At 70.2% G+C, this 14,709-nt stretch carries 11 protein-coding genes and 1 pseudogene; 4 read left to right on the top strand and 8 right to left on the bottom strand.

Going from position 1 to position 14,709, the window contains the following annotated elements; translation table 11 throughout:
* Positions 1-51 precede the first annotated feature (51 nt).
* A complete protein-coding gene (locus F6J85_RS03585; RefSeq protein ID WP_150923859.1) occupies positions 52-1,071 on the top strand; it encodes a hypothetical protein in 1,020 nt (339 codons plus the stop codon).
* On the opposite strand, the gene F6J85_RS03580 is transcribed toward F6J85_RS03585, so the two are convergent.
* The 4 genes and pseudogenes from F6J85_RS03580 to F6J85_RS17800 all read right to left on the bottom strand — a co-directional run.
* The gene (locus F6J85_RS03580; protein ID WP_275094061.1) at positions 1,058-3,910 is read right to left on the bottom strand and encodes an AfsR/SARP family transcriptional regulator; all 2,853 of its coding nucleotides are present in this window, start codon (positions 3,908-3,910) and stop codon (positions 1,058-1,060) included. The two genes, F6J85_RS03585 and F6J85_RS03580, sit on opposite strands and share 14 nt — an antisense overlap.
* 112 nt (positions 3,911-4,022) lie before the next feature.
* The gene (locus F6J85_RS03575) at positions 4,023-5,105 is read right to left on the bottom strand and encodes a transaldolase family protein (RefSeq protein ID WP_202980870.1); all 1,083 of its coding nucleotides are present in this window, start codon (positions 5,103-5,105) and stop codon (positions 4,023-4,025) included.
* 5 nt (positions 5,106-5,110) lie between these two features.
* Entirely contained in the window at positions 5,111-5,521 is a 411-nt protein-coding gene (locus F6J85_RS17805; protein WP_202980889.1) for a tautomerase family protein, read from the bottom strand.
* Between the two features lie 195 nt (positions 5,522-5,716).
* Positions 5,717-6,682, bottom strand: a pseudogene (locus F6J85_RS17800) (LacI family DNA-binding transcriptional regulator); the annotation flags it as partial.
* 132 nt (positions 6,683-6,814) lie between these two features.
* On the opposite strand from F6J85_RS17800, the gene F6J85_RS03565 reads away from it, so the two are divergent.
* Genes F6J85_RS03565 through F6J85_RS03555 form a run of 3 tightly spaced genes read left to right on the top strand, consistent with a single transcriptional unit; the run spans position 6,815 to position 10,222 of the window.
* On the top strand, positions 6,815-8,020 hold the full coding sequence (locus tag F6J85_RS03565; protein ID WP_150923856.1) for a Gfo/Idh/MocA family protein: 1,206 nt from the start codon (positions 6,815-6,817) through the stop codon (positions 8,018-8,020).
* 10 nt (positions 8,021-8,030) lie between these two features.
* Positions 8,031-9,044 (top strand): sugar phosphate isomerase/epimerase family protein, encoded by a 1,014-nt coding sequence (locus F6J85_RS03560; protein ID WP_150923855.1) that lies wholly within the window; start codon positions 8,031-8,033, stop codon positions 9,042-9,044.
* Positions 9,041-10,222, top strand: a complete 1,182-nt coding sequence (locus F6J85_RS03555; RefSeq protein WP_150923854.1) for a Gfo/Idh/MocA family protein — start codon at positions 9,041-9,043, stop codon at positions 10,220-10,222. Before F6J85_RS03560 ends, F6J85_RS03555 begins: the two co-directional genes overlap by 4 nt.
* 66 nt (positions 10,223-10,288) lie before the next feature.
* Here the strand turns inward: F6J85_RS03555 and F6J85_RS03550 are convergent, their stop codons facing one another.
* The 4 genes from F6J85_RS03550 to F6J85_RS03535 form a co-directional block, all read right to left on the bottom strand.
* On the bottom strand, positions 10,289-11,746 hold the full coding sequence (locus F6J85_RS03550) for a sugar porter family MFS transporter (protein ID WP_150923853.1): 1,458 nt from the start codon (positions 11,744-11,746) through the stop codon (positions 10,289-10,291).
* Between the two features lie 88 nt (positions 11,747-11,834).
* The gene (locus F6J85_RS03545; protein WP_150919562.1) at positions 11,835-12,701 is read right to left on the bottom strand and encodes a sugar phosphate isomerase/epimerase family protein; all 867 of its coding nucleotides are present in this window, start codon (positions 12,699-12,701) and stop codon (positions 11,835-11,837) included.
* Positions 12,702-12,717: 16 nt separating this feature from the next.
* Complete coding sequence (locus F6J85_RS03540; RefSeq protein ID WP_150923852.1) at positions 12,718-13,731, bottom strand: Gfo/Idh/MocA family protein; 1,014 nt, start codon at positions 13,729-13,731, stop codon at positions 12,718-12,720.
* A gap of 19 nt (positions 13,732-13,750) precedes the next feature.
* The gene (locus F6J85_RS03535) at positions 13,751-14,701 is read right to left on the bottom strand and encodes a sugar phosphate isomerase/epimerase family protein (protein WP_150923851.1); all 951 of its coding nucleotides are present in this window, start codon (positions 14,699-14,701) and stop codon (positions 13,751-13,753) included.
* Positions 14,702-14,709 lie beyond the last annotated feature (8 nt).

The raw sequence follows: 14,709 nt of genomic DNA, 5'->3' as shown, positions 1-14,709 counted from the left end.
GCCGGCGTCCGATGCTCGGTCGGTAATCGACTCGACCGAAAGGACCACATCATGTCCACCACATCTGGAGCCCTCATGGTTTCCGCAGCAGGGCTCGCCGAGGGTCACCGCGCCTTCCAGGAGTTCCTCCTCGCCGGCGAACGATACGTCGTCGCAGGCCTGGCCCGCCGGGGCGCTGAGGAGAGGTTCGGGGATTTCTATCGGAACCTCCCCGAGCCCGTCCGCCGAAACGCCGAGGGCTATTTCAAGAAACAGGCCCTGCTGGACAGATCGCAGCGCGTGGCCGTCATGGGCCCCTATGTCCAGATCGGGATCGCCATGCCGCTGAACGAGCGGACCGCAGCGGCACTGCCGCCGGTCAATTCCGCTGTTCGCAGCGAGCTCGCCGCCCTGCGGGGTGAGATCGTCGTCGCGCCCGGTGGTGTCGCAGCACCTCCACCGCCGCGGGCCCGATCGGTCAGGCACGTCGATCTCGTCCTGCAGGAGTTCACCGTGGAGAAGTCCAACGATGACACCTGGCGGACAAGGGCGACGGACACGGTGCATTTCGCGGTCACCACTCTCAGCGAGAAGGGCACCGTGACCACCAAGCTCTCCAAATTCGGGAGCCGGGACGAGGGCGAAGTCGTGAAAGTCGACGACGTCCGCCTCGCATCGATCGAACTCGACCGCAGCAGCACGGAGTACCCGCGGACGCTGTCCTTCAAGATCGACGCCGTCGAGAAGGACGATGGGAACTACAACGCCGTCCTGCAGGCTGCGAAAGAGTATGTCCAGGCCTACGTCACGGAAGCGCTGATCGCGAGAGGCATCATCGTGGGTGGGATGTGGGTGGGCATCCCCATCCCACCTCCGCTGGCGAACTACCTCGCGTCGTACGTCAAGGGATGGTTCGACTCGGCGGTCGACTGGATCGTCGGGCTGTTCGACAACCCCGACGACCTCATCGGCACCTACACGCGCACGGTCACACTGGCTGATGATGAGCTGCGGGCGGGCATCCCCTTCACTCACAGGTTCGTCGGGAACGACGGTCGCTGGAAGGTGGGGATGGCCGTCATGTTCCGCTGAGGATCCCATCGAGGGAGCGCAGCGCCAGCGCCACAGCGGCGCTGCGCTCCATCGCAGCCCCTCGGTTCCACCCGCTGCGCAGCCCCGCGCGACCCAGCGTCTCGATCAGGTGCAGTCGCTCACTGTCGACGGCGGAGGTGAGGAAGCCGAATTGAGCGGGCCCGACGAGCTCGGCGAGATGTGCGGCGGCACCGAGGAGAAGCGGGCCGTCGCGCACTCTTCCGACGCGTGATGCGAGGATGCCTGAGATCAGCAGTCCCTCGGTGAGCCCCCACACCCCGCCCAGATCGGCGAACGCGCGCAAGCCGTCGCCGGCCTCGGCCGCGCAGCGGCGGTGATCGCCCAGCGCAACCCATGCGCAGGCCCGCGACAGATGGTTCCACGCCCGCAGCTCGGGATCGCCGACCGTCGTCGTCACCTCGTCCGACAGATCGGCGGCCGTGACGGCATCCCCGTATCGACCGGCGGAGAGAGCGACGATGGATCGGAACAGCAGCGCCCATCCCCATTCCCACCGCGCGTCCGCGCCCCGCGCGACCGCGACGGCTTCGTCGAGAAAGGTGTCCGCGCCGTCGAGGTCGCCGCTCCCGATTCCCACGAACCCCAGGTAGGAGAGCGCGTGGGCCAGCCCGGCCGCGTCGCGCGTCCTTCGGCAGACGTCGGCCGCCTCCCCGGCGGCGCCACCCGCGATGGCCAGGTCACCTTGGATCGCGGCCAACGTCGCCGCGCCCATGAGCACGGGTGCGCGCTGGCGCGGTGTCAGCCGGTCGCTGTCCAGCACCTGTTGGAGGCGTTGTCGCCCCTCGGAGTAGTGACCGTGCAGATCCCAGAAGGGGTAGAGCGCCGCGGCCATCGCCGCCGCGTCGGCGTCGCGGCCCGACCCGAGACAGAACGTCATCGCCGCGCGGAGATTGTCGTGTTCTCGCTCGAGCCGGTCGAGCCAGAGCCCCTGAGCGTCTCCCCGCAGCTCCTTCGCCGCCCCGCCGGCCATCGCCGCGAAGTAGGCGGCATGTCGAGCGCACATGACATCGACGAGGCCACGCTGATGAAGACCGGCGCGGGCGTAATCGCGCATGGTCTCCAGCAGCCTGTACCGGTACTCCAGCGGCGACCAGCGGTCGGTCTGCACGAGCGACTTGTCGACCAGGCGCGCCAGCACCTCCGCCACCTCGGCGGCCCCGTCGCGCGTGGAGCAGACCGCCTCGGCCGCCTCCAGCGCGAAGCCACCCACGAAGACGCCGAGAGACAGCAGCGCCTCCTGCTCCTCCGCACTCAGGAGGTCGAAGCTCCACTCCACGACGGCCGACAATGTGCGGTGGCGGCGGTCGACATCGCGGTCGTTGACGTCGAGCAGGCGGAACCGGTCGTCCAGGCGATCACTGATCTGCTTCAGGCCGAGCGTCGAAACTCGAGACGCTGCGAGCTCGATCGCCAGCGGTACACCGTCCAATCTGCGGCAGATGTCGCTCATCAGGGGGACGCTGTCGCCCGAGAAGCGCAGACCGGACTGGGCGGACTCCGCGCGCTCCGCGAACAATTGCACCGCCTCCGGCCAGACGCCGGTGTCCGCGCGTTCCGCGTCGACGGCGAGGCCGTCGAGGGACAGGACCACCTCACCGGTCACCTGCAGGCGTTCGCGGCTCGTGCACAGGATCCGAAGTCGCGCACATGCGTGGAGCAGGACGGCGGCGAGGGCAGCGACGTCGTCCACGAGAAGGTCGCAGTTGTCGAAGACGAGGAGCGTCGGCGCGTTGCGAAGAGAGTCGATGAGCTGGTCGAGCAGCGAGCGGTCAGAACGCTCCGGAACGTCCAGCACATGAGCCACCGTCGGCTGGAGCAGCGTCGCGTCGGACACGGGCGCAAGGTCGACGAGCCATACTCCGCCGGCGTTCTCGCTCGCGTGGGACCTGGAAGATTCGATAGCCAAGCGACTCTTCCCCACCCCGCCCACCCCGACGATGGTGACGAGTCGCCCGGCCGCGAGGAGGCTGTCCAGTCGAGAGGCCTCGGCCGCCCTGCCGACGAACCTGGTGAGGGAGCGGGGGAGGTTGTCCCGGCGCGGCAGGATCACGTCGGGGTGGGAGGGCTGGAGATCGGGATCGTGCCGGAGCATCCGGGTCCGGAGGTCCTGCAACTCGACCGAGGGGTCCACCCCCAAGGCGTCGGCCAGGAGGTTCCTCAGCCTGTCGTACTCATCGAGGGCTTCGGACTGCCTCCCGCCGCAGTACAGGGCGACCATGAGCTGGCCTCGCATTCGCTCGCGCAGCGGATGCTCGGACAGGAGAGCGCGCAACGGGCCGACGGCTTCACGGTGCCGCCCCAGGGCGAGGTCGGCTTGGATGGCGTCCTCTGCGGCCTGGAGACGCAGCTCGGAAAGCTCTGCGATCGTCGGCTGGGCGAAGTCGCAGTCGGCGAGTTCGGGCAGCGGCTCCGACCTCCACAGCTCCAGCCCGGCGCGGAGATGACGCGCTGCGCGTTCCGGATCGCCGCGAGCGAGGTCGTGCCTGCCCCGCTCGGTCAGGGAGCGGAAGAGCGTCGCATCCACAGCGTCATCCGCCACCTCGACGGCATAACCGGACGGGTGGCGCACGAGCAGGTTCGTGCCGCTGTCGACCGCGCGGAGGCTGCGCCGGATCTCGCTCACGCGGACGTGGACCATGTCGTGCGCGCTGGCAGGCGGGGACGATGACCACAGGATGTCCATCAGGCGATCGGTCGAGACCACCTCGCCCGGAGTGACCAGAAGAGCCGACAACAGTCTCCGATGGCGAGGACCCCCGACCGGAACGAGCCCGGCAGTCGTCGTGACCTGCAGCGGACCGAGTATCGAGAATCTCATCGCCATGGCTCCCGATCCGGGATCGGCCCGCCGCCGGGGCTTCCGGCATGCTCGCCTCAGCTCCGATTGTGACACCACGGCCCGGGGGCCGCATCCTGCTGCGCCGCCGAGGTCAGGCGGGCGGAACGATGACGTCGCGCACGAGCGCGTCCAGCTGCGCGTCGGCCTCCAGGAACTGACGCAGCGTGGTGCGGGCTGCCCCGAAGTCGGCGAACTCCGACGGTGCCATGCCGTCGATCTCGTACGCGCGACGGAACTCGCTGAGCCGCTGGAGCTCGGCGAGGATCTCCGGCGCCACCGGCACGTCGATGCGGTCGTCGGCGGGGATCGCGTTCTCGTTGATGCGGGCCTGCCAGTCGAACGGCGGGGAGACGACGAGGTCGCCGCCCACCAGCTCCGCCCACTGCAGGTGGTTGCGGAACGCAGCCGAGAGGATGCGGCTGCGGTAGCCCCGCTCGGTGAAGACGGCGTGCGCGTGCTTGAGCGCGGCGACGCCGGCCCAGTCCAGCACGCCGGGCGTCACGAGGATGCGGTTGTCCGCCGTCCACTTCTTCAGCCAGTCGTCCAGGCGACCGCCCATGATCGTGACGACGTGGCCGAACTCCTGCTCGGGGAGCCCGTCGGCCGCGCGCCGGTCGAGGGCGCGCTCGAGGGCTGCGCCGACGGCGACGGCCTGCGGCACCGTGAAGCTCAGCGTCGCGTTGATGCTGACCCCGCGGTAGGCGGCCTCCTCCATCGCGGCGATGCCGGTGGCGGTGGCGGGGATCTTCACGATGATGTTCTCGGCGAGCTGCGAGAACTCCACCGCCTGCGCGACGAGGGCGTCGGCGTCGCGGTGCAGACGCGGGTCGGTCTGGATCGACAGGCGCCCGTTGCGGCCGCCGCTTTCGGCGAACGCCGGCTCGAGCAGCTGGGCGGCGGCGATCGAGAGCTCCTTGACGGCCTGCCAGCCCAGCTCGGACTCGCCCCACGTGGGGTGCTCGGCAGCGAGCTCGCGCAGGCGCGGCACCCACACCTCGGGGTTCTTCTTGATCGCGGCGAAGGCGATGACGGGGTTGCACGTCGCACCGACCGCACCGAACGCGATCGAGCGGCGCAGCTCGTCGGGGTCGGCGGAGTCGTTCCACAGCACGGTCGGTGTGGTGGCGGCGGCGCGGGCGAGGGAGGCGAGGTCGCTCTCGAGCATCGTGGACATGGCGGTCACTCCTTCTCGGAAGCGGGTGCGGGGACGGCGAGCTCGCCGGTGAGGTACTGCGCGCGGCCGAAGCCGAACGACCAGTCCTGCGGGCCGTTCTCGACGTAGCCGATGAAGACGTCCTCCCCCGCGACCCCGACGGCCTCGAGCCGCGCGGCGATCTCGGCGTACAGGCGCTGCTTGGCCTCATCCGTGCGCCCGCGCTGCGTGAAGATCTGGATGACGACGGGGTCGGTGCGGTCGAAGCCGAGACCGGCGTCCTCCGCGATGATCGTCGCCGCCGGGCGCGCGGTGATGACCTGGAAGCGGTCACGCTCGGGGATGCCGTAGACCTCGACGATCGCGTCGTGGATCGCGGTGGCGATCTCACGCGGATTGGTGCGGGCGTCGCTGTGGTCGATGCGGACGAGTGGCATAGGACCTCCCTTGCTCAGACTTTGTCCGATCATATGCACATTTCCCCTCGTGTCAACATTCCCCGCCGACGCCTCCGGCCGCTTCCCCGCGAGAGTGCACCCCACCGGCGAGACCGCGGCCTTATGTCGGGGTTTCGCCGGTGGCGTGCAGTCTCGCGGGGAGGGCTTCAATCGGGGCGGCGCCGTGGTGCCGCGCACGACGAGCGAGGGCTCCAGCGTGCGGCGGACGTCGACCGGATCCTCCCCGGCCAGGCGTGCCCGCAGGAGCTTGCCCGCCTCCCGGCCGACCCCCACGCTGTCGTCGTCGACGGTCGTGAGGTCGATGAGCCGCGTCTGGGCGAGCGCGGTGTTGTCGTAGCCGACGATCGAGAGGTCGCCCGGCACGTCGCGTCCGAGCTCGCGCGCGGCGCCGAGCGCGCCGATGGCCATGACGTCGTTCGCGGCGAAGATCGCCGTGACGCCGGGATGCTCCCGCAGGAGGGCGAGCGAGCCGTCATATCCCGCGCGCTCGGTGGCGGGCCCACGGTACGCCGTCGCGCGCGCGAGGGCCCCGGCATCCCCCATCGCCGCCAGGAAGCTCTCCCGCCGCGTCTGCCCGGCCCCGCCCACGACCGACAGATGGCCGATCTCCCGGTGTCCCAGGCCGAGGAGGTACTCGGTGGCCAGGCGCGCGCCGAGCACGTCGTCGTTGCCGACCGCGTCCACGCCGTCGGGGACGTCGGCGCGGGTGCCGGCGATGACGAACGGGGGTGCGGCGTCGCCCAGGAGCACGTGCGGGACGTCGCGCGCGACGATGATGCCGTCGGCGCGCATCGACAGCAGGCCCTCGACGGGATCCTCGACGCCGGCGGCGGTCGCCGTGTCCACGACGCTCAGCCGGTAGCCGTCGGGACTGAGCACCTCGTCGAGCCCGCGGAGCAGGTCGACGAACCAGGGGTTGGCGTAGTCGTCGATGAGCACGCCGACCAGGCGCGTGCGCCCGGCGGCGAGCGCGGCCGCAGCGCGGCTGGGCCGGTAGTCCAGGTCGCGGATGGCGCGCTGGACGGCCTCGCGCGACGCCGCACTCACGCCGCCCGCGCCCCGCAGGACGAGCGAGACGAGCGACTTGGACACCCCGGCGGCTTTCGCGACGTCGTAGATCGTCGGCCGGCCATTGGCCATCTCACGCCCTCCGTATTCGTGTTTGACAGGACATATGCACAAGAGTAGCCTCCCCGTATGGAGCGCTCCACACGAGTCTCCCACCGCACCGGCGCGATCGGAGCGGACCCGCCCCACTCCCCGGGAGAAACCATGAGCACGACCGACATCGGCGTCGCCGTCATCGGCGCCGGCATGGCCGGCAAGGCCCACGCCGCCGGCTACCGCACCGCCCCCACCGTGTACGACAGCACACTTCCGCCCGTGCGACTCGTGTCGATCGCCGACGCGTACGCCCCGCTCGCCGAATCCACCGCCGAACGCTTCGGGTTCGAGCGGTTCGACACGTCGTGGCAGGCAGTCGTCGAGGCCGACGACATCGACGTCGTGAGCGTCGTGGTGGCCAACGCGCTGCACCGCGAGATCGTGGAGGCGCTGCTGGCCGCCGGCAAGCACGTCCTGTGCGAGAAGCCGCTCTCCGACACCCTCGCCGACGCCCGCGCGATGGTCGCCGCCGCGGAGGCCGCATCCACCGTCGCCCGCATCGGCCTCACGTACCGCCGCTCCCCCGGCGTGGCCCACATCCGCGACCTCGTCCGATCGGGCCGGCTCGGGCGCGTGCTCAACGTCAGCGGCCACTACTGGACCGACTACGGCTGCAACCCCGACTCCCCCATCAGCTGGCGCTACAAGGGTCCGAACGGCTCCGGCGCCCTCGCCGACGTGGGCAGCCACCTGACCTACCTCGCCGAGTTCGTCGCCGGGGCGGAGTTCGCCTCGGTCCGCGGCGGCACGCTCAGCACCGTCATCCCCAGCCGTCCCCGGCCCCTCGGCGCGGTCGTCGGGCACGAGGGCGGCGCTGTCTCCAGCGAGCGCGAGGCGGTCGAGAACGACGACATCGCCGCGTTCTCGGGCGAGTTCGCCGGCGGCGGCACCGCGACCCTGCAGGTCTCACGCGTCGCGGCCGGCCACGCGAACTCCCTCGTCTTCGAGGTGTTCGGCGAGAAGGGGTCGGCGCTGTTCGACTTCCGCCGTCCGGGTCAGTTCGAGCTCTTCCTCCCCGAGGCCGAGGACGCCGGCTACCGCACCGTCACGCTCGGACCCACGCACCCCTACTGGCGCGGCGGTCTGGCGATGGATGCGCCGGGCGTGGGCGTCGGGCAGAACGAGGGTTTCGTGTTCCAGGCGCGGGCCTTCCTCGAAGAGGTCGCCGGCATCCCCGAGTCTTCGTCGCTGCCGCGCAACGCCGGCTTCGACGAGGGCCTGCACAACATGCTGCTCATCGATGCCGTGGCCCGCTCCGCCGCGCTCGGCGGCGGCGCCGTCACCGTTCCCGCGACGACCCCCGTCGCCGTCTGAAAGGTCCGACATGCGACTCGGCCTGTACAACGCGATCCTGCACGATCGCACCCTCCCCGAGGCCCTCGAGGTCATCGCCGGTGCAGGGCTCACCGGCATCGAGCTGAACACCGGCGGGTTCCTGCCGGCGGTGCACGTGCCCACGTTCGACGACATCCTCGTCAGCGACGCCGCGCGCGACGACATCCTCGCCGTCTTCGAGGGCACCGGCGTGGAGATCGCCGGTCTGAACGCCAACGGCAATCCGCTGCATCCGACCACCGCGATCGGGCAGAAGCACGCCGAAGACGTGCGCCGCTCGATCCGGCTGGCCGAGCGCCTCGGGCAGCACCGCGTCGTGACGATGTCGGGGCTCCCCGGGGGCGAGCCGGGCGCCACGCGCGTGAACTGGGTCGTCAACGCGTGGAATTCCGCCGCGCTGGACATCCTCGACCACCAGTGGGACGTCGCCGCGCCCTTCTGGCGCGAGATGGACCGCTTCGCCGCCGATCACGACGTCAAGGTCGCCCTCGAGCTGCACCCGCAGAACCTCGTGTTCAACGCCGCCGACGTGCACAAGCTCATCGACCTCACCGGCGCCACCCACCTCGGTGTCGAACTCGACGCGTCGCACCTGTTCTGGCAGCAGATGGACCCCGTCGCCGTCGCGCGCCACCTCGGCCCGCTCGTGCTGCACGCCGCCGCGAAGGATGTGCGCATCAACCCGCAGTGGGCGCAGCTGAACGGTGTGCTCGACAACTCCTTCCGGCGCCTGTCCCCCGACGAGGCGCGCACGAACCTCGGCGGCGACGAGTGGGCCAACGAGTGGCCGGCCGAATCCGCGTGGGATTTCGTCGCGCTCGGCCGCGGACACGACGTCGCGTACTGGACGCAGTTCCTGCGCGCCCTGCACGAGATCGATCCCGACATGTTCGTCAACATCGAGCACGAAGACGTCTCCCTCGGCCGCGTCGAGGGAGTGCGCGAAGCCGCCGAGGTCCTGAAGGCAGCGGATACCGCACTGCAGGACGCCCTCGTCCGATGACCCGGAACCTGAACATCGGTCTCATCTCCGTCGGCTGGATGGGGCGCCTCCACTCGCGCGCGTACCTCGCGACCGCGCACCACTTCCCCGAGCTGCCCGTGCGCGCGGTGCTGCGCACGGCCGCCGATCCCGACGAGGGCGGCCGGCGCCACGCCGTCGAGGCGCTCGGGTACGAGCAGGCCGTCGTGGATTACCGCGACCTGCTCGCCGACCCCGGGATCGACGCCGTGTCGATCTGCTCGCCCAACTTCCTCCACCGCGAGATCGCCGTGGCGGCAGCGCGGGCGGGCAAGCCGTTCTGGATCGAGAAGCCGATGGGCCGGAGCGCCGCGGAATCGCGCGAGATCGCCGAGGCCGCCGCATCCGCCGGTGTCGTGACGTCGGTGGGGTTCAACTACCGCCACGTCCCGGCGATCGCCGAGGCGCGCCGGCTCGTCAGATCCGGGGCACTGGGCGTCATCACGAACGTGCGGGCGAGCTTCCTCGCCGACTACTCCGCCGATCCGGGCGGAGCGCTGACGTGGCGGTTCCTGCAGGAGCGGGCGGGGTCGGGCGTCGTGGGAGACCTGCTGTCGCACGGCATCGACCTCGCGCAGTTCCTCGTCGGGCGGATCGCGAGCGTGACCGCCGCACAGGGGACCTTCATCGCCGAACGGCCCCTCCCCTCCGCCGGCGCGGCCGGCCACTTCTCCCGCGGCGCCGCCGGCGGGCCGGTGGGCCCGGTCGAGAACGAGGATTACGCCGCTGTCATCGGCCGGTTCGACTCCGGGGCGATCGGCGTCTTCGAATCCAGCCGCGTCGCGGTGGGCCCGCACGCCGAGTACGTCGTGGAGGTCTACGGCACGAAGGGGGCGCTCCGGTGGGACTTCCAGCGGCTCAACGAGCTGCGCCTGGCCGATGACCGCGCCGGCTACCGCACGATCATGGCCCACCCCGGATACGGCGAGTTCGCGCGCTTCCAGCCGGGACCGGGCACGAGCATGGGCTTCGACGACCTCAAGACGATCGAGGCGTCGCTGTTCCTGCGTTCGATCGCCGAGGGGCGCCAGCTCGCGCCCTCGGCCGCCGACGGGTGGGCCGCCGCCGAGGTCGCCGACGCCGCCCTGGCCAGCGCGCGGCACGGCGCCTGGGTCGAGGTGCCCGCCGTCACCGGCACCACGACGTTCGACACCGCCTGAGCGGCGGCGACGGCAGAACCGCCCGCACCCCGAGGGGTGCGGGCGGTTCGCTGTCCTGCCCGCGGGTCAGGTGCGGACGCGACTCTTGACCGTGTAGATGGCACCGGTCGTGACGTCCTCCTCGAGGGCCTCGAGCGTGCGCCCGCGGGTCTCGGGGATGAACCGCCACACGAACAGGAGGGCGAGCGCGCCGACCACGGCGAACAGGAAGAAGGTGCCGGTGATGCCCACCGCATCCACGAGGGAGAGGAAGTACAGCGACAGGAACCCGTTGGTGACCCACAGCATGAACACCGAGACGCCCATGCCGAGGCCGCGCATGTGCAGCGGGAAGATCTCCGACAGGTACACCCACACCGCGACGTTCAGGAAGGTCTGCATCGAGCCGACGAACACGACGACCAGGAACAGGATCACGAACGGGCGGATGGGGTTCCCCACCTGCAGCGTCATCGAGGCGATGCCGATCAGCAGATGGCTGACGGTGGTGAGCGAGAACCCGATGATGAACGTCTTGCGGCGGTCGAGGCGGTCCATCATGGCCAGCGCGATGAAGGCACCGATGACCGCGATCACGCCGGGGGCGACGTTGGCGATGAGGGCGGCGCTCTCAGAGAAGCCCGACTCGATGAGCACCGTCTGACCGAAGTACATGATCGAGTTGATGCCGGTCAGCTGCTGGGCGATGCCCAGGCCGATGCCGATCAGGAGGATGCGCAGGAGGTTCTTGTTGCTGAACACCGCACGCCAGCCGATCTGGCCGGCTTCCTTCTCCTCCTCCGCGATCTTCGCCAGGTCGCCGAGCTCGGCGATCGCGCGGTCTTCGGACCGCACGGTCTTCAGGACGGCGAGCGCCTCATCGTTGCGCCCCTTCTCCACGAGCCAGCGAGGCGACTCGGGCACCCGCAGCATGCCGACGAACAGCGCGATGGCCGGCAGGGCGCAGATGGCGAACATGATGCGCCACACGCCCTCGACGTGGTCGAGCGTGTTGCCGATGATGGCGTTGATGACGAACGCCGCCAGCTGCCCGACGACGATCATGAGCTCGTTGCGGCCCGCGAGCGACCCGCGGATCTCGTACGGCGCGATCTCGGCCAGGAAGACGGGCACGACGGTGGATGCACCGCCGACGGCGAGCCCCAGGAGCACCCGGCCGAGGACGAGCACCGCCAGGTTCGGGGCGAAGACCACGAACACGGTGCCGACGAAGAACAGCACGGCCAGGAGGATGATCGTCTTCCGCCTGCCCCAGCCGTCCGAGAGACGCCCGCATGTGACGGCGCCGATCGCGGCGGCGAAGATGAGCGACGACGTCGCCACCCCCTCCGTGAAGGGGTTCAGGCCGAGCTCTGCCGCCATGGGCCGCAGGGCGCCGTTGATCACGCCGGTGTCGTAGCCGAACAGCAGACCGCCGAACGTGGCGATCAGGGCGACGACACCGAGGCGTTTGCGGTGCGGACCTGTCCCCAGCGGGGGGAGGTTCGACTCCGACAGACCGCCGGCGGTATGTGAAGTAGCCATCAGGACTCCTTTGTCGGGTTTCGCGGGCAGAGAGCCCACGGTTCACCATTGGGGGTATCGTGCCAGATGTCAGTATGTCCTGTCAAACTTACATTTGCAGTTCGCGCAGCCGCGACAGCTGGAAGCGCGCGGACTCGTCGGCGTTCTCGTCCTCGGCGAACACGTTGGAGACGATGAGGGCGTCCTCGCGGTCGAGGTAGCCGATCGCGCGGAGCGTGCCGAACAGCTCGCCCCAGTCGACGTCGCCGTCGCCGATGTTGAGGTGCTGGTGCACGCGGGCGGTGTTGCCGGGCGGGTTGGAGATGTAGCGCAGGCCGTGCGAGCGACGGTGGTCGAACGAGTCGGCCGCGTACACCGCGCCCAGCCGCTCGCCCACCATCGGTAGGAGGGTGGCCGCGCGGTCGCCGTAGTGGAAGGTGTGCGCCGCCACGTAGACGAATCCCACCCGGTCGCTGTCCAGGCCCCGGAGGATGCGCCAGGCTTCGAGCCCGTCCTCGACGAAGTCGTCGGGGTGCGGGTCGAAGTTGAGGGTGACACCCTCGCGCTCGAGCACCGGGAGGAGCTGCTCCATCGAGCGGTAGAAGGCGTACTCCGACTCCTCCTCGCGCTCGGGGCGGCCGGAGAACTCGGTGTTCACGATGGGCGCCTCCAGCTCCGCGGCGATCCGGATGTACCGGGTCGTGTGGAACACCGCCGCCTGCCACTGGTGCTCTTCCGGCCCGCCGAAGCGCTGCACCGGGAGCACCGACGTGATGGTCACGCCGGCATCCCGCGCACGCTTCTTCAGGGCGGCGATCATGCCCGAGTCCACCTTCGGGTGGTGGAAGTGGCGGCCGAAGTCGGGACTGGGCGTGAGCTGGACGTACTCGTAGCCGAGCCGCGCGACCAGGTCGGGGAACTCCAGCAGGGGCACCGTGTCGTTGTACGGCGTCGGATCGAGAGCGATGCGGACCATGGTGCCTCTTTCCGGGTCAGGCGTAGAAGGCGGGGCGGGCGGGGGCTTCGACGGGCACGATGCCGCCTTCGAGCGCGCGGACGCCGGCCTCGCACGCGAGCGCGACGAGGTACCCGTCCCACGCGTTGGGGCCGTCGACGAGGGTGCCCCCGTGCACGGCGTTCACCCACCGCTGGATCTGCGCGTCGTAGGCGGCGGCGAAGCGCGTCGTGAAGCTCATGTGATCGGCGATCGAGAACGATCCGTCGCGCCACGTCTGCAGTCCCGCGGGCTGGCCGATGCGGGCGAGGCCCTTCTCGAACACCGCCTCGGTGGCGACCTGGTAGCCGAACTGCACGCTGACGTTCATCTCGACGTCCACGAGCACGCCGTTCTCCAGCTCCATGATCACCAGGATCGGTTCGCGCAGATGGGCGGGGGAAAGGCTGTTGCGCCGCGGATGCTTCACCTCGACGCTGCGGATGGGAGAGCCGGCGAGCCACGGCACGACGTCGAACTCGTGCACGACGGAGTCGGTGATGAGCATCGACTGGGTGTAGCTCTCGGGCACCGACGGGTTGCGGTGCGCGCAGCGCAGCATCATGAGCTCGCCCGACTCGCCCGACTGCACGAGCGCGCGGAGGGCGGCGTACTCGGCGTCGAAGCGGCGCATGAAGCCGACCTGGATGTGCGGGCGGTCCAGCTGCTGCTCGCGCTCGAGGACCTGCCACGACGACGCGGAGTCGGGCGTGAGCGGCTTCTCGCACAGGATCGGCAGTCGCGCCTCGAGGGCCGGCATGAGGACGGGCTCGTGGAAGGGCCCGGGCACGGCGATGAGCACCGCGTCGACGGCGTCGGCGGCGATGGCGTCCTCGACGCGGGCGAAGGTCGCCGCCGCCGGCGCGTTCGCCGCGGCCGCCGCGGCGCGCCCGGGGTCGGGCTCGACGACGGCGGAGACGACGGCGCCGGAGATGCGGTTCGTGATGCGGGCGATGTGGTCGGCGCCCATCTGGCCGGCGCCGACGACGCCGATGCGGAGATCGTTGGTCATGGTGTTGCCTTCCGGAGGATCAGCGGACGCGGGCGAAGTGCGTGCAGCCGAAGATGTGCTCGCGCGTGCGCTGGGCGATGGGGAACGGACGGTCGACGTCGCACCCGTACATGTCCTGCTCGACGATGGCGAAGATGTCGGAGTCGATGTCGGCGACGGCCTCGATGATGGGGGCGAGGTCGGGCACGCCGTACGGCGGTTCGATCATGATGCCCTGGGTCACCGCATCCGCGAACGGCACGTCGTTCTTCAGCACGTCGAACAGGAGCGACGTGTCGACCTGCTTCAGGTGCAGGTAGCCGATGCGATCGGGGCGCTCCTGGATGAGCTTGACGTTGTCACCGCCGTAGTACGCGAAGTGTCCGGTGTCCAGGCACAGGTTGGTGTACCGCGGATCGGTCTCGTCGAGGAAGCGCACGACCTCCCGCGTCGTGCCGACGTGGCTGTCGGCGTGGGAGTGGAACTGCTGCGCGACGCCGAACTCCTCCAGGAGGGCCTTGCCGAGGCGGTCGTGGCCGGCGGCGAGCTTGGCCCACTGCTCGTCGGTGAGGGTGCGCGATTCGAGCACCTCACTCGTGGCGTCACTGCGCCACAGGTCGGGGATCACGACCAGGTGCTGCGCGCCGAGCTTCGAGGCGAGACCGGCCACGGCGAGGGCCTGATCCCACGCGCGCTGCCACTGGTCGTCGCCCTTGTGGAACCCCGTGAACACGGTGCCGGCCGAGAGCTTGAGCCCGCGCGTGCCGAGTTCGTCCTCGAGCTGGTGGGGGTCGGTGGGCAAATACCCGTACGGTCCGAGCTCGATCCACGTGTAGCCGGCGGCGACGACCTCGTCGAGGAACCGCTGCCACGGCACCTGCTGGGGGTCGTCGGGGAACCACACGCCCCAGGAGTCCGGTGCGGTGCCGATGCGCAGGCCTGCGCCGGAGTTCACGACGATGTCGGCGTCGGCGGGGATGGTGTCGGTCATGGTGTTCT

Source organism: Microbacterium lushaniae, from assembly GCF_008727775.1.
Classification (GTDB): domain Bacteria; phylum Actinomycetota; class Actinomycetes; order Actinomycetales; family Microbacteriaceae; genus Microbacterium; species Microbacterium lushaniae.
This window is presented reverse-complemented; position numbering and strand designations above follow the sequence as displayed.